17 protein-coding genes are annotated in these 19181 nt (G+C 60.9%); 3 read left to right on the top strand and 14 right to left on the bottom strand.

The window, feature by feature from the left end:
• Window positions 1-23: 23 nt before the first annotated feature.
• Complete coding sequence (gene thiO / locus D0544_RS15615) at window positions 24-1115, bottom strand: glycine oxidase ThiO (protein ID WP_125017781.1); 1092 nt, start codon at window positions 1113-1115, stop codon at window positions 24-26.
• Window positions 1116-1195: 80 nt separating this feature from the next.
• Here thiO and D0544_RS15610 point away from each other — a divergent pair, with 80 nt between their 5' ends.
• On the top strand, window positions 1196-1756 hold the full coding sequence (locus D0544_RS15610; RefSeq protein ID WP_125017779.1) for a GspH/FimT family pseudopilin: 561 nt from the start codon (window positions 1196-1198) through the stop codon (window positions 1754-1756).
• 55 nt (window positions 1757-1811) lie between these two features.
• Here the strand turns inward: D0544_RS15610 and D0544_RS17380 are convergent, their stop codons facing one another.
• The 6 genes from D0544_RS17380 to pilV are packed head-to-tail and all read right to left on the bottom strand — an operon-like array spanning window position 1812 to window position 9013.
• Window positions 1812-2294: a type IV pilin protein gene (locus D0544_RS17380; protein ID WP_125017777.1), complete on the bottom strand. Its 483-nt coding sequence runs from the start codon at window positions 2292-2294 to the stop codon at window positions 1812-1814.
• Between the two features lie 3 nt (window positions 2295-2297).
• Window positions 2298-2606, bottom strand: a complete 309-nt coding sequence (locus D0544_RS15600; protein WP_125017775.1) for a hypothetical protein — start codon at window positions 2604-2606, stop codon at window positions 2298-2300.
• A 21-nt stretch (window positions 2607-2627) separates the two neighbouring features.
• Entirely contained in the window at window positions 2628-6653 is a 4026-nt protein-coding gene (locus D0544_RS15595) for a pilus assembly protein (RefSeq protein WP_164880947.1), read from the bottom strand.
• Window positions 6654-6708: 55 nt separating this feature from the next.
• Window positions 6709-7344, bottom strand: a complete 636-nt coding sequence (locus D0544_RS15590; protein WP_125017771.1) for a pilus assembly PilX family protein — start codon at window positions 7342-7344, stop codon at window positions 6709-6711.
• A 2-nt stretch (window positions 7345-7346) separates the two neighbouring features.
• Window positions 7347-8420: a PilW family protein gene (locus tag D0544_RS15585; protein ID WP_125018366.1), complete on the bottom strand. Its 1074-nt coding sequence runs from the start codon at window positions 8418-8420 to the stop codon at window positions 7347-7349.
• On the bottom strand, window positions 8417-9013 hold the full coding sequence (gene pilV / locus D0544_RS15580; RefSeq protein WP_125017769.1) for a type IV pilus modification protein PilV: 597 nt from the start codon (window positions 9011-9013) through the stop codon (window positions 8417-8419). Before pilV ends, D0544_RS15585 begins: the two co-directional genes overlap by 4 nt.
• A 319-nt stretch (window positions 9014-9332) precedes the next feature.
• Here pilV and D0544_RS15575 point away from each other — a divergent pair, with 319 nt between their 5' ends.
• Window positions 9333-9884, top strand: a complete 552-nt coding sequence (locus D0544_RS15575; RefSeq protein ID WP_125017767.1) for a GspH/FimT family pseudopilin — start codon at window positions 9333-9335, stop codon at window positions 9882-9884.
• A gap of 60 nt (window positions 9885-9944) precedes the next feature.
• Here the strand turns inward: D0544_RS15575 and ispH are convergent, their stop codons facing one another.
• The 6 genes from ispH to murJ all read right to left on the bottom strand — a co-directional run bounded on the left by ispH (window position 9945) and on the right by murJ (window position 17347).
• Window positions 9945-10886 (bottom strand): 4-hydroxy-3-methylbut-2-enyl diphosphate reductase, encoded by a 942-nt coding sequence (ispH, locus tag D0544_RS15570; protein ID WP_125017765.1) that lies wholly within the window; start codon window positions 10884-10886, stop codon window positions 9945-9947.
• A 9-nt stretch (window positions 10887-10895) separates the two neighbouring features.
• Window positions 10896-11339: an FKBP-type peptidyl-prolyl cis-trans isomerase gene (locus tag D0544_RS15565; protein WP_125017763.1), complete on the bottom strand. Its 444-nt coding sequence runs from the start codon at window positions 11337-11339 to the stop codon at window positions 10896-10898.
• Window positions 11340-11366: 27 nt separating this feature from the next.
• Entirely contained in the window at window positions 11367-11846 is a 480-nt protein-coding gene (lspA, locus tag D0544_RS15560; RefSeq protein WP_341538857.1) for a signal peptidase II, read from the bottom strand.
• Window positions 11847-11875: 29 nt separating this feature from the next.
• A complete protein-coding gene (ileS, locus tag D0544_RS15555; protein ID WP_125017759.1) occupies window positions 11876-14704 on the bottom strand; it encodes an isoleucine--tRNA ligase in 2829 nt (942 codons plus the stop codon).
• An 18-nt stretch (window positions 14705-14722) separates the two neighbouring features.
• Entirely contained in the window at window positions 14723-15655 is a 933-nt protein-coding gene (ribF, locus tag D0544_RS15550; protein ID WP_125017756.1) for a bifunctional riboflavin kinase/FAD synthetase, read from the bottom strand.
• A gap of 138 nt (window positions 15656-15793) precedes the next feature.
• A complete protein-coding gene (gene murJ, locus D0544_RS15545) occupies window positions 15794-17347 on the bottom strand; it encodes a murein biosynthesis integral membrane protein MurJ (protein ID WP_279387278.1) in 1554 nt (517 codons plus the stop codon).
• A gap of 224 nt (window positions 17348-17571) precedes the next feature.
• On the opposite strand from murJ, the gene rpsT reads away from it, so the two are divergent.
• Window positions 17572-17841, top strand: a complete 270-nt coding sequence (gene rpsT, locus D0544_RS15540) for a 30S ribosomal protein S20 (protein WP_125017754.1) — start codon at window positions 17572-17574, stop codon at window positions 17839-17841.
• Window positions 17842-18049: 208 nt separating this feature from the next.
• Here rpsT and proB read toward each other — a convergent pair whose 3' ends face one another.
• Entirely contained in the window at window positions 18050-19174 is a 1125-nt protein-coding gene (gene proB, locus D0544_RS15535) for a glutamate 5-kinase (RefSeq protein ID WP_125017752.1), read from the bottom strand.
• Between the last annotated feature and the right edge of the window lie 7 nt (window positions 19175-19181).

Here is a 19181-nt window from a genome sequence, read left to right as displayed (position 1 = left end):
TAAGGCTGACCCTGGCGTCAGGGTCAGTCCCGTGGCAGGGCATAGGGAGCCCCATCAATACCACAGGCTTGCCCCGTTAACATTGAAGTCATCAACGCGGTTGAGGCGGGAGCCAGCACCAGCCCGTTACGAAAATGACCCGCGCTCACATACAGGCGATCGACCCCAGGCGCTTTGCCGATAAAGGGGATACCTCCGGGTGAGCCCGGTCGCAGCCCGGCCCAGTGGCGCTCTACCGGAAACCCCGCCAGGGCGGGAATAATCCCCTCCGCGGACTGTTCCAGGCTACGCCGTTGTTCAATCGTCGGGTGGCAGTGATAGCCCTCATACTCCAGCGAACTGCCGACCAGCACCCGCCCATCCCGACGGGGTATCACATAACGATTCCCGATCAGGCTCACCCGCCGGACCAGCCCCGGAGTCGCCCGGTAGAGTAACATCTGACCCCGCACTGGAAAAACCGGCAAGCTGATCCCAAAGGGGCTTAACAGGGGTGCACTCCAGGCCCCCGCCGCTACCACCACCGCATCCGCCTCATGGCGACCGAAGCGCTGGGAAAACGCGCCGCTCACCGCTCCCCCTTCGGTAATGAGGCTTACCAAACCGCAGGACTCAAACACCTCTATCCGCGGCGATTGCCGCACCCAGCGAGTCAGCGCCTGCAACAGGCGGGGGTTGCGGATACTGCCCACGGTCGGCATCCATAGCCCCGTAGGCCGATCGCCACCCAGTGCCGGCTCCAGCTCACGAACACGGTGGCCATCGACCCGCTCCAGCTCACGCCCATAGCGGGCAGACCACGCCAGCGCCTGGGCCTCATCATCAATCTCCAGCATCAGCAGCCCCTGCTGGCGGTACTGGGGGTCGATGTGGGTTTGGTGGTTAAGCTCTGCGCTCAGCTGGGGGTAAAAGCCCTGCGACCAGCTGGCTAACCGGGTAACCGCGTCCGGATAGCGCCAGGGGTAGAGGGGAGAGACGATCCCTCCCCCCGCCCAACTGGCGCCGCGGCCCAATGCCTGGCGGTCCAACAGGGTAACCCGCTGTCCCTGTTGGGCCAGCGAACGCGCCAGCATCAAGCCGATGACCCCGGCACCCACGATCAGTGTGTCGCTCACTCGGGACTCCTGTTAATGGAAGAGGGTGAAACAAGCGCCCCACAGGGAGGTGGGCCGCCCGAAAACAGAGGGAGATTATCATGAATTGGAAACAACGGGGGGCGACACTGGTGGAGCTTGCCTGCGTCTGCGCTGTTGTGGGGGTGGTCGCCACACTGGCAGTGCCGACCCTGGGAGAGGTCATTGAGGGGCAACGAATGAGAGCCACCCTCAGCACCCTGAGGCTGGTGGTCAAAAGCGCACGTCAACTGGCGATTATGAACACCACCACAGTAACCCTCTGCCCAAGCGCCGACTTTGTGCACTGCAGTGATGACTGGAGGCAACCCCTGATCCTGTTTGCCGACCCCAACCGTAACGAGCAGGTGGATGCCGACGAAAAGATCGAGCGCTGGGTAACCCTTGAACCGGGCAATGCCGTAGTGGAGTGGCGCTCCCTAAAGCCCTACCTGCAGTTTTCCCGGGAGGGTTTCAGCCTCGGCACCAACGGCAGCTTGCGTTACTGCCCCTCCGACCGCCAACAAACGCAGCGGTTTCGCAAGCTGGTGGTATCGCGGCTAGGGCGCGTTCGGCATGACCGGCCGCGCAATGGAATAAGCCCATCCCAGCTGGCCGCCTCCTTTGGCTGCACCACCCCTTAACCCCCTTTCAATGAGGAGTTACCTTATTGCCGCCCTGACTTGATTGAACCGACGGCTACCAGCAGTTAGCTGCATCGGTACCGGTTGCTGTTTTGGTGCCGTTCTGGTCGATGGATAAGCTGGTACAGGCGGTGTCGTTGGCTTGGGCGCCCCTGGCCGTAGCCGTCGCGGTGAAGCAGGTAAAGAGGTCATCGGAATCGTCGGTACCGTTGCCATCGTAGTCGACAAAGGCGCCAGCCACATTGACGGTGCAACCCGCATTGGCGACCGTAATGCGGTAATAGCCATTTTCGGTATCGAAGTTGGCGTCGAGGTTAAAGCGGCCCCGCCCGGCGTTATTCACGTAGGTGCGGGTCTCGGTAAAGATTCGTTCCTGAATTGAAGCGATCTCGGTCAGTGCCGCCTTGGCCTCCGCCCTGTGTCCCTTGTAAACAGTGTTCTGGTAGGCGGGTATAGCAATCACTGCAAGAATAGCGGTTATCGCCACCACAATGATCAGCTCAATCAGGGTAAATCCAAGCGGCTTTATGGAGTTCACAGGTTAATCCTCAATACGCTCAAGTGCCACCAAGTCTACCCAGAGCTTCAGGCGTTGGGTATAGCTGTTGTACTTGTAGCTGACCGGGTCGCCGTTCTCCAGCCACTCAACGGGTATGGCGCGGTTATCCAGGCTGTAGGCTTGGACATTCGCCGTTTTTACCCGAATCGGTGCCATATTATGGCGACGATCCTCAATCACCAGTTCGGGCAGCTCGTTATCAAGATAGAGGGTGCCGTAAAAATCCCCCTGCGCCTGCCCCATCAGGGGTAGAAGCAGGGCAACCAGTCCAACCATAATTTGAGATTTCATCACAATACTCCTTATCCACCCTTACTCTTCGATCAGCCGGCGCCACTTGTAGCGGCCCAACGGGGTGGAGGTATCCAGTGTCTTGTTCGCTTCTATTTCGCTGTCGGAGCTGACCGTCAGTTCGTAGTCTCCCACCCGGGTCGAGGAGGTGGGCACGCCATCGATCTTAGCGCCCGACGCCGCAATCAAGCCGATCAGGTCCTTGTTATCGAACAACCCATCCTTGTTGAAGTCGAAGGGTGAGGTGTTCAGGCGCGCACCGCTGGTGGCGTTCAGCTTCATGATCCACCCACTGCCCCCACCGGCACACTCAACCGTTGAGGGGACCGTGGTGTTGAAGGTAATGACGCCGTCGAAATAGGAGGCGGTTACCGTCTGCTTTTCGGCCTGGTTATCGTAGCTGGCCTTAAGGTTGCCTGTATTAACGTCATAACAATCCACACAGAGGTCGATAAACCACCCCTTGTGATTGGCGGTACCATTGGCGTTGTAGTAGGTGATCTGATTCCGGGTACTGAGGCGGAAATCCTCGGTGTACATCTGCCCGTTCAGCGCCAGCTCGCTCTTGGTCCTGTTCTCAAACTGCTGGGTTCCCTTGTTAAACACAGACACATAGACCGCTGCATTACCATTGGCATCGGTGCCATTGGTTTCAATCACGTTATTGTTGCTGTCCCGCTCCACCACTACGTTGTAGAAGTCATTTTCGTCCTCCTCGGTGATAAACTGCTGCAGCAGGTTGTTGCGAGCGATAGGCTCATGGACAAAGCTGCCGGCCGCCTTACGGTCGGCGATGGCATAAAAGCCCTCGATCGGTTGGGTAGTGTTGGTGGCATCGCTGGTTTCGATAAACTTGCCGGTCCCGAAATAGACCATATAGCCAAACTGCTTACCCAGCGGATGAATATTCACCACGGGTTGCGCCATGATGGGACGCTTCTCGCTGTTAACATTGATGGCACGATAAAGCGGGGTGGACACCCCACCCACCTTGATCGCCACATCCCAGTTGGCCGCATTGCTGCCGGTGAGGTCGAACTTCCACAGGTTGCCCTGCAGATCACCGGCGTAGACGTAATCGGCGACAAAATCACCGTTATCGTCCACCACGTTGGGTGTGGACAAGCCGTTGGTGTCGGTACTGTTACCGACACCGGTATCGATCTTCTTGATCAGGGCACCGGTCTCCACATCCACAATAAAGAGCATCGCGGTATCGGTACCGGTGGCGTTGTAGCCATTACCAAAAATGGCCGCCCATTTGCCGTTATTCAGTTTCACCAGCTGGGGCTGGCTGTAGGTGAGACCGAGGTCGTTATCGGTGAACTCCCACAGGAACAGGCTGGCCGCATTGGCCTCACTGAACGCGGCGGGGTCGGTTACATCCAGGGCAAAGATGGCGCGTCCACCGCCCCCCATGCCGGCCGCCAGCACCGTTTTCCAGCGGCTGGCGGAGGCAAAGTACATATCCACAATCGTAGGGGTACCGTCGACAATATATTCATGGGAGTAGTCCTGCCTGGCCAGCTTTCTGAGCTTGCTATAGGCGCTGTTGGGGACAAACGCCAGCTTCTCTTCACCGGTATCGGCATTAAAGGCGTGCATCATGCCATCGTTGGCACCCACATAGACCATCGCCTGGCGGCTCAGGTTGGCGGTGCGGAAGCTGCTGTAAAGCTTGCTGGAACTGCCAATGGCGTCAGGATAGGGGATATTGGGCACCTTCACGTATTGGGGAGAGGAGTGAACAATATCACCCAGCGGACCGCTGCGCAGGCGGAAGCTGAAGGCTCCCCCGTTACCAAACTCATTGGAGCTGTCTCCTCGCAGGTAGTTGGTGATCGCCGTGCCGTAGGCGGTCTGCTGCGCGGTGGTCAGGCCGCTGGGCATATCGGTCTGCAGCAACCCCTGCTGGGTGCTGTTGAGGTTAGGCCAGCGGTAGGCACGGCCCGCACCGGCCACGTTGGTAATGATCGCGCGACCACTGGAGAAGTTCTGCCCCAGCATCACCGTCGCCGAGTCCCACTCGGTGGGGCAAAGGGTTCCGCGGGGATAGAGCGGCTGGTTGGTCAAAGGATCCCGTCCGTAGCAGAGGTGCCCGACGGTATCGATATTGCTGCCATCGGAGAAGGGCAGTGACTGCAACGAGCCGCTCCAGCGCCGTGAGTCAAACTTGGCCTGGTAGACATGGGTATCGGTGTTCAGCGAGCCGGTACTGGCTGCTACCGCGGCGGCAGAGCCGGTCCGGTCGACGATCTCGGAGAGCGCCTTGTTGACTCCATCCACCACCTCCTGGGGGTTTTTGGCCGAGATAAACTGCCCATGACTGTTCACGGCTGCGTGCCAGAGGTCATCGATCTTCTGCGGAATATCCTGGCTGGAGCTAAGGCTGGAGGCGCCCCACAGGCGCGAGTTGATTGGCAGGTTTTCAGCAGGGGGTGAGGGGTCGTTGGGAATGCCGTCATTAGGCTGATCGGTATCCTCGAGCACACCGGTCACCCCGAAAGCGATGGTGAAGGTGTTCATATGCTGCCAGGAGGCGGGATCCACGGAGACCGGCTTGACGTTGTTGTCCAGGTCGGGGCGCAGATCCTTCACATAGAAGTAACGGGCAATATCCGCCAGGGTATCGGCCGTGCCATCGTTATCCCCTCCCCCGGTGGTGGTACCCATATTGGCGATATCCGTCGGCCCTGCGTCGGGGTAACCCATGGAGGCGTTGCTGTAAAAGCCGTCGGTAAAAAGCAGAGTGTAGTTGGCCTGGCAAGAGCTGGTGATCCGGTCCTCCTTGCGGGTCCCGCCCATACCGCCACTGTCGTACTGGTAGTATTTACCGGCACGATCCAGGGCCTGCTTCAGCGGGGTACCCAGCGCTGGCTGCACATAGTCGTAGTAGCGGCTGACGATGTTGGCGTTATGGCCCGCATAGCTGCCGCTGTTGTCGTACTTGTAGGAGGCGATGGGCAGATCCACCGTGCGCCGGTTATTGATGGTGTGAAAGCCGTAGCGCAGGTCGGGCTGTTTGCTGATGACATCAGCCACCGCGTACTTGGTGACGTGCTGGCGCTTGCGGTGGTAGGTAAACCAGTTCGCCACGTTGGTCTTGGCCCGCTCCATATCGAGGCTACCGTCAGCGCGGCGGGCACCGGCCAGGTTATCGTCGCCGGAGATATCGCTACCCTCCACCAACTCTACCGTTGTACCGGCGGTAGCGCTGTAGGGGCCTGTACCACTGATGTCATAACGGTAGGGAGTACGGGTGATCTTCCAGGTACCACTGTCATTGATGATGGCATAGCGAACATAGCTGTCCCACAAATCCACCCAGCCGTTGGGGGTGTTGGTGGCGATATCGTGGCCAGGCCAGTCGGCCACGCTCTCATCCCACCCCTTGTCATCCATCCATACGGCCCAGTTGAGCCCGGTCAGGTCCCGATCACCGTTATTGTTCTCATTGGGGTTGGCATCCACCCTGGCAGCGGTGATGCTCATGCTGGATTTACCCGGCCAGGGCAGGTACTGGCGGCGGGAGTCGAAATAGGTGGTATTAAGGTCGGAGCTCAAGACTCGCCAGTCGTGGCGAGTGTCGGTGGGGCCATAACCCCAGCGCTCACCGGTACAGAGGCGCTGGGTAACATTGGGGCTGTCGTTAGTGCCGCTGTTACAGGCAAGGCGGGCGTACTTGTTCATGCTGTTACGAAAGCTGTAGTAGTGCGCATCGATCCCTGAGCAGCTGGTTCCGCCATCATCGCGACGATAAAACTGCCCCACCTTGGGGTTACGACGGTTGGTGGTACTGCCATTGCTGTTGCCACTTGCCACGTAATAGGCGCATTGGGGGTAGTGCGCGGTGGTGGTGACGCTCCAGTCCATTGAACCGGAGTCATCCACCACAAAGAGCACGTTGGGATCGGGGGCAACGCCCAGGAAGAGGGGCGTCTGGGCAATCCCCAAGGGGGCGGCAGAGGCATTGCCCGCCAGGGTAACAGCCGTGGCCGTGGTCGCCGTTACCAGTAACTGCCTAACCCCGGTGGTGAACTTTTTCATGTAAATACCCTCCGCCTGCACGGACTGTTCGGAGAAGCTTTCGCTCCTGCTTCGATTACTTGGTGGCATAATTTTTTACAAAGGTGGACTGCACCTTGACCGACGGGCCGTAGGCTTCGGCGTCTACCGATTTACTGTTTGCGGTCACCCGGTAAAGACAACGCCACTGCTGGGTTTGCCCCGATCCCAACCCGCCTCCGGAACCACTGATCTGGTTACAGGTCTGCTGCTCCACCACAAACTGGGGCCCATAAAAGGGAGAGTGATAGGCCGCCGCCGGGGTTTCCGCGTTAACGGTCCACCAGGTCTCGGTTCCCCCCCTCGCAGGGTCAAACCACCAGGCGGCCGTCTGGGTAAGATCGTTACCGGCATCCTTGGTGGCGATATCGTCATCATTGAGTCGCCAGATGGTCACCCCGGGCTGGGCGGTATTGAACACCTGGGGAGGCTGGTCGGGGTTGATGTTCCAGAGGAAAAGCTCCCCCTGCCGCACCCCCCACTCAGCAGCCTGGAAGCTCTCTGCGGCGAGACGCTGATTACGTACCATCTTCTCCTGCAGCACCGAATCCTGGATCCCGCTGACCGCCAGAATGGTGATCGCGAGTAGCAGCAGCAGGCTCACAACCAGCACACTGCCGCGCTCTTTGCGCCGATTAAAAACCGCAGGCGTTTGAGTTCGCTTGCTCGTCATCTTTAGCGCCCCCTCAGGTTAACAGTGAAAGAGAAAGCCCTGCGCAGGAAGCCATCGGTGAACGAAAGCGGGGCCGCTGCCCCCTCGAGTACTATATCCTGCCGCCCAGTGCTGGAATTCAGGGTTGGGCTGCGCACCAGCATGGTAATGCGAGCACTGCTTACCTGACCCCAGTCATCAACGGCGTCGGCCGTCAAATACTCCTGCACGGCCTCCCACTGGTTATTGTTGCTGTTGATACCGTAGGTGATCTGCAGCTGCTCGACCCCCTCCACCAGCTCCTGAACGCCGTTGATTCCATTGGTTGTGTAGAGTGAGGGGATGCCGTTTGGGTTGTTACGTACCCAATAGGCACGGGTGGAAATTTTACGCAGCTCGGGATAGATGTCGCTCGCCGGATCGGGACGCAGCCACATGTCGGTATTCTTAGCGCTGTTGCAGGGGCCATTGGTGGCACCGCAGTTGGTGGCATACTGAACCGTAGTGCCGCCCGAGGGGTTGTTGCTGATCTCCCAGAAGGCAGCGTTGCGACAATCATAGGAGGCAACGATCAGGTCGCCCTTGGCCAGGGTATGGTCAGTGTCGTGGAGGGTCAGGTCGGCGTTGACCCCGACCGAGTCAGCCACCGGCACGGCAGGGCCAAGCGTCCCCCTGACCACCAGGATATCGCTGCCGGCTACCGGGTTGGTGATGGCGGCATCCACTGCCCGATCCCAACCCGCGCCAACCGCTTCAAAACCTTCAATACCCCGGCCCAGTACCCAGGTATTATCGTCATCGCTGAAGGCCCACCAGAAATCGTTGGCGACCGCATTAAACTTGTTCACCAGACCCACGTTACCCAGCACGCACCCCTTATCACCGGCGACCTGCAGGTCATCACGCAGGAAACGGATAGCATAGCGGGCCGACTCATGGATCTCGGCCAGGGCATTCTGGCCACGGTTGGTGTTGCTGGTATTGACGAAGATCTGCGCCACACCCAGTACCAGGAAAACCCCAAGCGCCATCGACACCATCAGCTCGACCAGCGAAAAGCCCGCACTCTTGCAGCGCCTCATTGCAGTCCCTTTCATGGCACAAACTCCATTATCAGGCGGCTTTTATCGACCGCCCCGGTCGCATCATCAAAACGGTTATTCAGCCAGAACAGCTTGATGGCGTAGTTGGTTCCCGCACCGCTGCAACCGTCCACCAGGGTAGTAACCCCCGCCGCGTTGACCCGTGAGGTACCATCGAACGGGGTGTCGTCCAGGCAGATAATGGCATCGGCGTTGGGCAGGTTGAGGCGAACCTGCTGCTGCCACTCAAAGATATCCTGGGTCGCTCGCTGGGCCAGGGTGCAATCGGCCGCCAGCAGGTCACAGTCAGTGCCGGGGTTGCCGATCACCGCGTTACCAATCCGGTAAGGCAGGGTGGCGGCGAGGGGGTCTTCGGCGTTGGCGCGCACCCGCTCCATAATGTAATCGCCATACACCATAGCCATGGTCTGGTTAAAGGAGTCGCGCTCGGACTTGACCGCACGGGCCTGCAGTCCGGCCATCCCCAGCAGGCCAACACTGATAATCACCAGGGCAACCAGCACCTCCAGCAGGCCAACACCCCGTTGATACCCCATCGGGTGGTAGCCCAACAACCACCGCCCTGACTGCCCTGATCCCAGCTTCATATCAAACTCGCTTCTCTGGCCAAGCTTTAATGGTTGCAGTATAGAAGCGGAAACCCGACACTGAGGGGTGGAGCGACAAGTGGCCTTAGGCCCTAAATAAACGGTCACTGAGGCGAGCAGGGGTGAACTCTAAATAGGCTGTGATCCCCATCACCGCCCCCCGGTACCGCTCACGACAGCGGTTGGAAGCGACGTCCAATCGGCCAGCGGGGGGATACGGGTTATCGAGCAATCGCGGCCATCTATCGGCACCCACCCTACCCCTGCAAGCAGATGCCGATATACTGGGTTAAGAGGATCAAACCCGTGAAGGCGCCCTATGAGAAGCAGCTATCAGTCCAGCGTTCGTTCCCGCCAGTGGGGCTTTAACCTGGTTGAGGTGACGGTAGCCGTGGCGATACTCGGCATTCTTGTCGCCCTGGCCGGCCCCTCCTTAGCCACCTTTATCGCCGACCAGCGCATCAAAGCCGCCACCCGTGAGATCGTGCGCAATATTCAATATGCCCGAAGCGAAGCGGTCTCCCGCAATACGGTGGTGAATCTGGCCCGCAGCAGCTCAACCGCGAGGCTCTGGGAGGAGGGGTGGACCATCTACACCGACGCCGATCGCGCGGGTAATACCCCCATTGCGGCGGGAGACACCCTGCTGCGGACGGTCAATGCCCAGCCCGACAGCATCACCCTGCGAGCAGACGCCACCGCCAACGGCTGGCTCAGTTTCAGCCCTGACGGCACGCTCAATGAGGGGGGCGCTACGGCCCAGTTTGTGGTCTGTGACAACCGCGGCGCCATCAGCGGGAGGTCGGTCACCATAAACACCGTAGGCCGCGCCCAGATCGCCACCGCGTTTCCGGCGACCTGCAACCCTTAACCTTTTGGCCTGTTCACCCCGCCCTGCCGGCCGCCGGGATGGAGTGCCTGCTGACCGGGATCAGTCAGCGTCGCGCAGTTCCCGGGGCATGGAGAAGACAATATTCTCTTCGCGCCCCTTGAGCTCTTCCACTTCACCCCCGCCCAGTTGCTGCAGGCGATCGATCACCTGGTTAACCAGCACATCGGGGGCCGAAGCTCCCGCGGTTACCCCCACCTGATCACACCCCTCCAGCCACTGCAGCTGGATCTCGTCGGCGTTATCGATCAGGTAGGCGGTGGTTCCCATGCGCTCGGCCAGCTCTCGCAGGCGGTTGGAGTTGGAGCTGTTGGGCGAACCCACCACCAGCAACAGGTCACACTCGGTGGCCAGCTGTTTGACCGCATCCTGGCGGTTCTGGGTGGCGTAGCAGATGTCGTCCTTGCGGGGCCCCTGGATCTCGGGAAAACGGGCCTTGAGGGCCTCGATCACCCGCGCCGTATCGTCCATCGACAGGGTGGTCTGGGTAACGTAGGTGAGATGGGCGGGATCCAGCACCTCAAGGCGCTCGACATCCTCCACATTCTCCACCAGGTAGATGCCTCGCCCCTTGCGCTGCTCGTAACGCCCCATGGTGCCCTCCACCTCGGGATGCCCCTGATGGCCGATCAACACACACTCCATCTCATCGTTACTGTGACGGGCCACCTGCAGGTGCACCTTGGTCACCAGCGGGCAGGTGGCATCAAACACCTTGAGCCCCCGTACTTCGGCCTCCTCCTGCACCGCCCGGGAGACCCCGTGGGCACTGAAGATGACGATGGAGTCATCGGGGACCTCGTCGAGCTCATCGACAAACACGGCTCCCCGCTGCTTGAGGTTTTCCACCACGAATTTGTTATGTACCACCTCGTGGCGCACATAGATCGGCGGCTCGAACTGGTCCAGTGCGCGGTTGACGATCTCGATGGCGCGGTCAACGCCGGCACAAAAGCCACGAGGGTTGGCAAGCTTGATCTTCATGGCATCACCTCAGGCAGCGGGCTGGACGTCTATGATTTCGACCTCGAACAGCAGTCTATGTCCGGCCAGGGGGTGGTTAAAATCGACCTCAACAACGGTTTCGCTCAGCCAGGTCACCACACCGGGCAGCTCTGCCCCGCCCTGGTCGGCGAAGGAGAGCATCACCCCCTCCGAGAGTTCAATGTCGGAACCGAAGCGGGTGCGCGGCATGCGCTGGACGTTGGCTGGATTGCGCTCCCCAAAGGCCGCTTCAGGCGCGACGCTGAACTGCTCGCGGGCACCGATGGCCAGGCCGTGAAGCAGGGACTCAAACCCCTCCGGCAGGCTGCCATCGCCCATGGTCAGGGTGGCCGGCGCCTTATCGAAGGTGGAATCCACCTCTGACCCATCCTCGAGCTTCAGGGAAAAATGGAGGGTAACGGCCCGGTCAGGACCTACACACAGATCACTCATTTTGCTATCCCGGCACCCAGGTGCCTGTCAGGTTTCCGATTCGTTTTTTGATTCCCGGTTGCGCAGGGCATCGATAATCAACATAAAGGCGCCCACCGTAATGGCGCTATCGGCGATATTAAACGCCGGGAAATGGTACTGCTGGTAATAGACCAGGATAAAGTCGACCACATGACCCAGCACGATGCGGTCATAAAGATTACCCAGCGCACCGCCCAGCACCAGCGCCAGGGCGATCGCCAGCCAGCGTTCGCCTGACTTGAGCGAGCGCAGCCAGAGCACCAGCATCACACTCACCCCGAGGGCAACCGCCGCAAAAAACCAGCGTTGCCAGCCGCTGGCATCACTCAGGAAGCTGAAGGCGGCGCCGGTGTTGTACGCCAGGGTAAAGTCGAACATCGGCAATACCGGCACCCGCTCGTACAGCTCAAACACGCCCACCACATAGTGCTTGCTGAGCTGGTCCAGCGCCACCACCACCAGCGTCAGCCACAGCCAGCGCAACATGCCTACCCCCTGCCCCATACCCATCAGACTCAGGCGAACTGGCGATGTTCGCCATCACCTTCAACGTTGGTCACGCAACGCGGGCAAAGCTCGGGATGGGCCTCGATGCTCCCCACCTCCTCCAGACGATGCCAGCAACGCACACACTTGGTATGGGTGGAGGCCTTCAGCGCCAGCTTCAACCCATCCAGCTCGGTCTCGACCGCATCGGCACCGGCCTCGGCCAGGGGCTTGATCTCCGCCCTGGAGGTGATCAGCACAAAGCGCAGTTCATCCCCCAGCGCCCCCAGCAGGGATTGCAGCTGATCGTCGCAAAAGAGGGTCAGCTCCGCTTCCAGCGATCCCCCCACCTGCTTCTGCTTCCGGGCGTTCTCGATCTCCTTGTTGATCGCCCCCTTAAGGGTCATCACCCGGCTCCAGTAGTCACGATCCAGGGTTGCCTCAGCGGACAGGGCCACCAGGCCATCGTGCCACACATTCAGCAGCACCGATTCGTTGCGCTCGCCCGGCATCGCCTGCCAGATCTCCTCGGCGGTAAAGCTGAGGATGGGGGCGATCCAGCGCACCAGCGCCTCGGCCAGGTGGTAGATCGCGGTCTGAGCACTGCGGTAAGCGAGGCTGCTGGGGGGCGTGGTGTAGAGTCGGTCCTTGAGGATATCCAGGTAGAAGCCCCCCAGATCCTGGGAGCAGAAGCTGCTGATCTTCTGGCACAGGCCGACAAAGTTATACTGCTCGTAGTGGTGCTCCACCTCGGTCTGCAGCTGCAGGGCCCGATCCAGCGCCCAGCGATCCAGTGCCACCATCTGCTCTGGCGCCACCTGATGCTGCGCCGGGTCAAAATCGTGCAGGCTACCCAGCAGGAAGCGCGCGGTGTTGCGAATCCGGCGGTAGGCATCGGCAGTGCGGGTGAGGATCTCGTCGGAGACCGCCATCTCGGAGCTGAAATCGGTGGAGGCGACCCACAGGCGCAGGATATCGGCACCGTACTTGTTCATCACATCCTGGGGTGCCACCACGTTGCCCACCGACTTGGACATCTTGCGGCCATCCTGGTCGACGGTGAAACCGTGAGTCAGCACCTGCCTGTAGGGAGCGGTACCGCGAATCGCGATGGAGGTTTTGAGCGACGACTGGAACCAGCCACGGTGCTGGTCGGAGCCCTCCAGGTAGATATCGGCCGGCGCCCGCAGCCCTTCGCGGCGGTCAAGCACCGAGTAGTGGGTCACGCCGGAGTCAAACCAGACATCCAGGGTGTCGGTCACCTTCTCATACTGGTCGGCTTCATCGCCCAGCAGCTCGCGGGGCTCCAGCTCGAACCAGGCATCGATCCCCTTCTGCTCCACCCGCTGGGCCACCGCTTCGATCAGCTCGGCGGTGCGCGGATGCAACTGCTGGGTCTCCTTGTTCACAAAGAGGGCGATCGGTACCCCCCAGGTACGCTGGCGGGAGATACACCAATCGGGGCTGGCCTCCAGCATCGACTCAATGCGCGCCTGCCCCCAGCCGGGGAACCACTGCACCCCTTTGACCGCCTCCAGCGCATCGCGCTTGAGGTTATTGGCACTCATGCTGACAAACCACTGCGGCGTCGCCCGGTAGATCAGCGGGGTCTTGGTCCGCCAGCAGTGGGGATAGCTGTGCAGCAGCTTGTCCTGACGCACCAGGCGCCCCTTGAGCTGCAGGGCTTCCACGATCTGGGGATCCACCTTGTAGACATGCTGGCCGGCAAACTCACCGGCGGCTTCGATGTAGACCCCGTGGTCATCCACCAGGTTAAGGGTACCGATCTGGTAGGCACGACCCACCACAAAGTCGTCGACCCCATGGTCGGGAGCGGTATGCACGGCTCCGGTACCGGCGTCGGTGGTCACGTGATCGCCAAGGATCACCTGCACCTGGCGCTCGTAGAAGGGGTGGTGAAGCACTTTACGCTCCAGCGCCCTGCCGCTGGCACGGGCCACCACCGACCAGGACTCGATGCCGTAGCGCTGCATCACCTGCTCCACCATCGCCTCGGCCAGCAGGATACGCTCTACCCCAAGGCCGGCATCCAGCTGTACCAGCACGTAGTCCAGCTCCGGGCTGAGGGAAACCGCCTGGCTGGCGGGCAGGGTCCAGGGGGTGGTGGTCCAGATCACCACCGATACCGGCCCCTCGCCACCGCCGTTGAGCAGTTCGAAGGCCGACAGGAAATCTTCCTCGTCCAGGGGCGCATAACGCACGTCCACCTGGGTGGAAGTTTTATCCTGGTACTCCACCTCGGCCTCGGCCAGGGCGGAGGCACCCACCACACTCCAGTAAACCGGCTTGTAGCCCTTGGTCAGGTGACCGTTCTCGGCGATCTTGCCGAGGGCACGAATGATGTTGGCCTCGGTCTCGAAGTTCATGGTCAGGTAGGGGTTATCCCAGTCTCCCAGCACCCCCAGGCGCTTGAAGTCCTCGCGCTGGCCAGCCACCTGCTTGGCCGCAAACTCGCGACACTTGGCCCGAAAGTCGGCGTAGGAGACCTTGCTACCCGCCTTGCCGATCTTCTTCTCCACCTGGTGCTCGATCGGCAGGCCGTGACAATCCCAGCCCGGCACATAGGGGGCATCAAAGCCTGCCAGGGTACGGGATTTGACGATGATATCCTTGAGGATCTTGTTGACCGCATGACCGATATGGATGTTGCCGTTGGCGTAAGGAGGGCCATCGTGCAGGATAAACTGCTTGTCGCGGCCACGGCTCACCTCACGAATCTTTTCGTAAAGCCCCATCTCATACCACTGCTTGAGCATCTGCGGCTCGCGCTGGGCCAGGTTCGCCTTCATCGGAAAGCTGGTTTGGGGAAGATTCAGAGTGGACTTGTAGTCAGTCATGGTCGTGGTATCTGTCCGTTATGGTTCTATGGATGCAAAGTACCCGCGCGCGTCGTCAAGATCCTGGTGGATCGCCGCCTGCAACGCCTCGAGGGACTCAAATTTTTTCTCATCACGGAGCGGGTGAACAAACTCCACCACCAGCTCCTGGCCGTAGAGGTCGCCGCTGTAGTCCAGCAGATGAACCTCCAACACCGCCTTGCGACCGTCTACGGTGGGGCGCATGCCGATATTGGCCACCCCCCGATAGCGATTACCTGCCACCGTCGCGTGGACGGCAAACACCCCGCGCAGGGGCGCCTGCAACCGTTTCAGCTGGACATTGGCGGTTGGCACCCCCAGCTCACGGCCCAGCTTCTGTCCGTGGGCAATACGCCCACGGATCGAGTAGGGGGCACCCAGCAGTCGCTCCGCCTCCGCCAGCCGGTTCCCGGCCAGGGCGGCGCGGATACGGGTACTGCTGATCCGCTCCCCCTCATCGAGGATGGTACGGGTGTGGGTCACCGCAAACCCCTGCTCCAGTCCGGCGCGCTGCAGGCGGTGAAAATCACCACTGCGGTCACAGCCAAAGCGGAAGTCATCGCCCACCACCAGGTAGCGCACCCCCATCCCCCGCACCAGCACCTGCTCGATAAACTGGTCGGCCGAAAGGGCCCTGAGTCGCTGGTTAAAGCAGATACAGATCACCCGGTCGACACCATGGTGATCCAGCAGCGCCAACTTCTCACGCAGGCTACTGAGGCGGGCCGGTGCCTGCTCCGGTGAAAAGAACTCCCGCGGTTGCGGCTCAAACAGCACCACCGCCGATGGCAACTGCAGCTGCCCGGATTTTTCGTGCAGCTGGTTCAGGATATCCTGGTGACCCCGGTGCACCCCGTCAAAATTGCCGATGGTCGCCACGCAGCCGGGACTAAGCCTGCCCAGATTATGTAATCCGCGGATCAACTGCATAGAGGTAAACCAGGGGTCTCCCGACAAGAGCCCGGCGCCAGGGGGAGTGCCCCCAAGGCCTGACCATACTGCGACAAAAGCGGAAATTATATAGTAGTGGCGCTAACGAGAACACCGTGGCAGCGCATTGGCGCGCGATTAGTGGCGAAACTGGCGAGGACGGGCGCCACTGAGTAATAAAACCGCGCCGTAGGTCACCAGGCCGGCACCAACCAGCAGCGCCATCTCGGTGGAGCGGCGTAGCCAATCCCACTGCAGCCAGGCATCTACACCCGCTACCAGCCACAGCAACACGGCCACCATCGCCAGGTTGGCCAGCAGCAGCCGCACAAGGTAGGGCACCCAGCCGGGCTGCAACTCAAACACCCCCGCCTGCCGTAGCCCCCAATAGAGCAAACCGGCATTGAGCACCGCCGACAGCGAGGTGGCCAGTGCCAGCCCGGCGTGCTGCAGGGGCCACACCAGTATCAGGTTGAGCACCATGTTGGCCACCATCGCCTTGATCGCAATACGCACCGGAGTTTTGGTGTCCTGGCGGGCAAAATAGCCCGGCGCAAGCACCTTGATCAGCATAAAGGCGAGCAGTCCGCTGGCGTAGGCGCGCAGGCTCATCGCCGCCATCATCACATCGCGATCCTGCATCGCACCGTAATGAAAAATGGTGGCGATCAGGGGTTCGGCCAGCACAAACAGCGCCAACGCCGAGGGCAGCCCGATCAGCAGCACCAGGCGGATCGCCCAGTCGAGGGTACGGGAGAAGGCTTCGGGCCGGTTTTCCGCCTGCCGCCGCGACAAACTGGGCAGGATGACGGTACCGATGGCGATACCGAAGATACCCAGGGGCAACTCCGACAAACGGTCTGAGTAGTAGAGCCAGGAGATGGAGCCGGTTTGCAGGAAGGAGGCCAGCACCGTATCCAGCAGCAGGTTGATCTGGCTCACCGACACCCCGAACAGCGCCGGCAGCATCAACGTCATGATGCGCTTGACCCCCTCGTGGCGAGGCTGCCAGCGCGGCCGCGGCAACAACCCGAGTCGCCACAGGAAAGGCACCTGGAACAGCAACTGTACGATCCCCGCCACCAGCACCCCCCAGGCCAGCGCCATCACCGGTTGCTCGAACATCGAGGTAAAAAACAGCGTGGCCCCGATCAGGCAGAGGTTGAGCAGCACCGGGGTAAAGGCGGGCACCGCAAAGCGCCCGTAGCTATTGAGGATCGAACCGCAAAAGGCGGTCATTGAGATCAGCAGCAGGTAGGGAAAGGTGATGCGCAGCATGTCGCCGGCCAGAGCCAGCTTGACGGGCAGGTCATGGAAGCCCGGCGCAAACAGCATCACCAACAGGGGGGCGGCCACCACCCCGAAGGCGGTCACCGAAAGCAGTACCCCCCCCAGGGTGCCGGCCACGGAGTCCACCAGCTGTCGAACCTGCTCCCGCCCCGACTGGCTTTTGTACTGGCTCAGCACCGGCACAAACGCCTGGGAAAAAGCCCCCTCAGCAAACAGTCGGCGCAGGAAGTTGGGGATCTTGAAGGCCACAAAAAAGGCGTCGGCCTCGCTCTTGGAGCCGAAGTAGCCCGCGATGACCACATCGCGCACCAGCCCCAGCACCCGGGAGAGCGTGGTCATTACTCCCACCACCGCGCTGGAGCGCAGGAGTCCCGCTTCGGGTTTTGCCTCGCTCTGAGCCACCAATGAAAAGATCCTTATATAAAGAAACAACCGGGTGCCGAATATCACCCGTTGCGGATATTACAGTTCGCGCTATTATAGCGCCACATTTGGACCCGCCGTCGGTCACTCCGTCGGCGGACCCCATTCCAAAACTTTCAGCGCGCGGCTGTTGACAACGGTCGACCAAGTCGGCATAGTTGCGCGTCTTAAATTCATCGACCCTAATTTCAAGGAGCAAGACGGTGGCAAATTCCCCCTCTGCTAAAAAACGCGCGCGTCAAGCTGAGAACCGTCGCCAGCACAACGCTAGCTTGCGCTCTTATGTTCGCACCACGATCAAAAAGGTTCTGGCTGCTGTAAACGCCAACGACCAGGAGCAGGCCCAAGCCGCATACGCGGCCGCTGTACCGGTTATTGACCGCATGGCTGACAAAGGCATTATTCACAAGAATAAAGCCGCTCGTCACAAGAGCCGCCTGAACACCAAAGTGAAGGCGATGGCTCAGGCGTAAGCCCTGACGACGCATAAAAAAACCGGCGCAAGCCGGTTTTTTTATGCCCAGGGATGGGCGGTAGGTCGCGAGGTCATGGACGAGCAGAAGCGACCACGCCCAGAAACCAGCGGATCGTAGCTGTACTCCTGCAAACAGGGCATGCCTGACCTGCCAGGTTGCCAGCCCTATGCCGCAGGGTGGTGGACGACCTTGAGCACCCTCCCCTTTATACCAGTACCAGGTTATCCCGGTTGACCAGCTCCGGCTCATCCACGTAGCCGAGAATGGATTCGATCTCACGCGAGGGGCGCCCGGCAATCCTGGCCGCCTCATCGGCACCGTAGTTCACCAGCCCACGCGCCACATCGTTACCCTGCTCATCCACGCAGCGCACCATTTCACCCCGCACAAAGCGCCCCTCGACCCGGGTCACGCCGACCGACAGCAGACTCTTGCCCGACTCCCTGAGCACCCGCACCGCACCCGCATCCAGGTGCAACACCCCACGGGTCTGCAGATGCCCGGCCAACCACTGCTTGCGGGCCACCCAGCGCCCCTGCTCCGGCCACAACAGGGTCCCCAACGGCTCCCCCGCCAGCAGGCGCGGCAATACATCGGGCTCACGCCCCCCCACAATAAGGGTATGGGCACCGGAACGGGCCGCCAGCACCGCGGCCTTCACCTTGGTACTCATGCCACCGCGCCCCAGGCGCCCCATACCACCGGCGGCCATCGCCGGCAACTCCGGGTTGTTGGCGGCCGACTCGCTGATCAACACCGCATCGGGGTCGGTGGAGGGGTTGGCGGTAAAGAGCCCCTTCTGGTCGGTGAGGATCACCAGCAGGTCGGCCTCCACCAGGTTGGCCACCAGGGCCCCCAGGGTATCGTTATCGCCAAAACGGATCTCGTCGGTCACCACGGTGTCGTTTTCGTTGATGACCGGCACCACCCCCAGCCGTAGCAGGGTAGTGAGGGTACTGCGGGCATTAAGGTAACGGCGCCGGTCCGACAGATCGTCGTGGGTGAGAAGCACCTGGGCGGTGAGGGTATCGTGACGCTTGAAATGGCTTTCATAGGTCTGCACCAGCCCCATCTGCCCCACCGCAGCGGCGGCCTGCAGCTCATGCATGGAGCCCGGCCGGTCAACCCAACCAAGGCGGGTCATACCCGCCGCCACAGAGCCCGAGGAGACCAGCAGCAGCTCTATGCCGTGGCCCCGCAGGCGGGCCATCTGGTCCACCCACTCGCCGATCGCTGCCAGATCAAGCCCCTTGCCATCATTGGTCAACAGGGCACTGCCAATCTTCACCACCCAGCGCTGAAAGCCCGGTACCTTGGTACGCCGCTCCATCGGTTTT

Origin of the sequence: Aestuariirhabdus litorea (genome assembly GCF_003864255.1) — a bacterium.
GTDB lineage: Bacteria > Pseudomonadota > Gammaproteobacteria > Pseudomonadales > Aestuariirhabdaceae > Aestuariirhabdus > Aestuariirhabdus litorea.
Note: the sequence above shows the minus strand (reverse complement) of the source record. Positions and strands in the feature narration are given on the sequence as shown.

Excerpts from the sequence above, each read along its gene's own strand:
- lspA (WP_341538857.1), bottom strand. The coding sequence starts at position 11,846 with ATGTTGCGCTGGCTGTGGCTGACGCTGGTGGTGGTGGCGCTGGACCAG.
- D0544_RS15610 (WP_125017779.1), top strand. The coding sequence starts at position 1,196 with ATGAATTGGAAACAACGGGGGGCGACACTGGTGGAGCTTGCCTGCGTC.
- D0544_RS15585 (WP_125018366.1), bottom strand. The coding sequence starts at position 8,420 with ATGAAAGGGACTGCAATGAGGCGCTGCAAGAGTGCGGGCTTTTCGCTG.
- ispH (WP_125017765.1), bottom strand. The coding sequence starts at position 10,886 with ATGAAGATCAAGCTTGCCAACCCTCGTGGCTTTTGTGCCGGCGTTGAC.
- proB (WP_125017752.1), bottom strand. The coding sequence starts at position 19,174 with ATGGAGCGGCGTACCAAGGTACCGGGCTTTCAGCGCTGGGTGGTGAAG.
- D0544_RS15575 (WP_125017767.1), top strand. The coding sequence starts at position 9,333 with ATGAGAAGCAGCTATCAGTCCAGCGTTCGTTCCCGCCAGTGGGGCTTT.
- pilV (WP_125017769.1), bottom strand. The coding sequence starts at position 9,013 with ATGAAGCTGGGATCAGGGCAGTCAGGGCGGTGGTTGTTGGGCTACCAC.
- ribF (WP_125017756.1), bottom strand. The coding sequence starts at position 15,655 with ATGCAGTTGATCCGCGGATTACATAATCTGGGCAGGCTTAGTCCCGGC.
- D0544_RS15600 (WP_125017775.1), bottom strand. The coding sequence starts at position 2,606 with ATGAAATCTCAAATTATGGTTGGACTGGTTGCCCTGCTTCTACCCCTG.
- D0544_RS15590 (WP_125017771.1), bottom strand. The coding sequence starts at position 7,344 with ATGACGAGCAAGCGAACTCAAACGCCTGCGGTTTTTAATCGGCGCAAA.
- ileS (WP_125017759.1), bottom strand. The coding sequence starts at position 14,704 with ATGACTGACTACAAGTCCACTCTGAATCTTCCCCAAACCAGCTTTCCG.
- D0544_RS15565 (WP_125017763.1), bottom strand. The coding sequence starts at position 11,339 with ATGAGTGATCTGTGTGTAGGTCCTGACCGGGCCGTTACCCTCCATTTT.
- D0544_RS15595 (WP_164880947.1), bottom strand. The coding sequence starts at position 6,653 with ATGAAAAAGTTCACCACCGGGGTTAGGCAGTTACTGGTAACGGCGACC.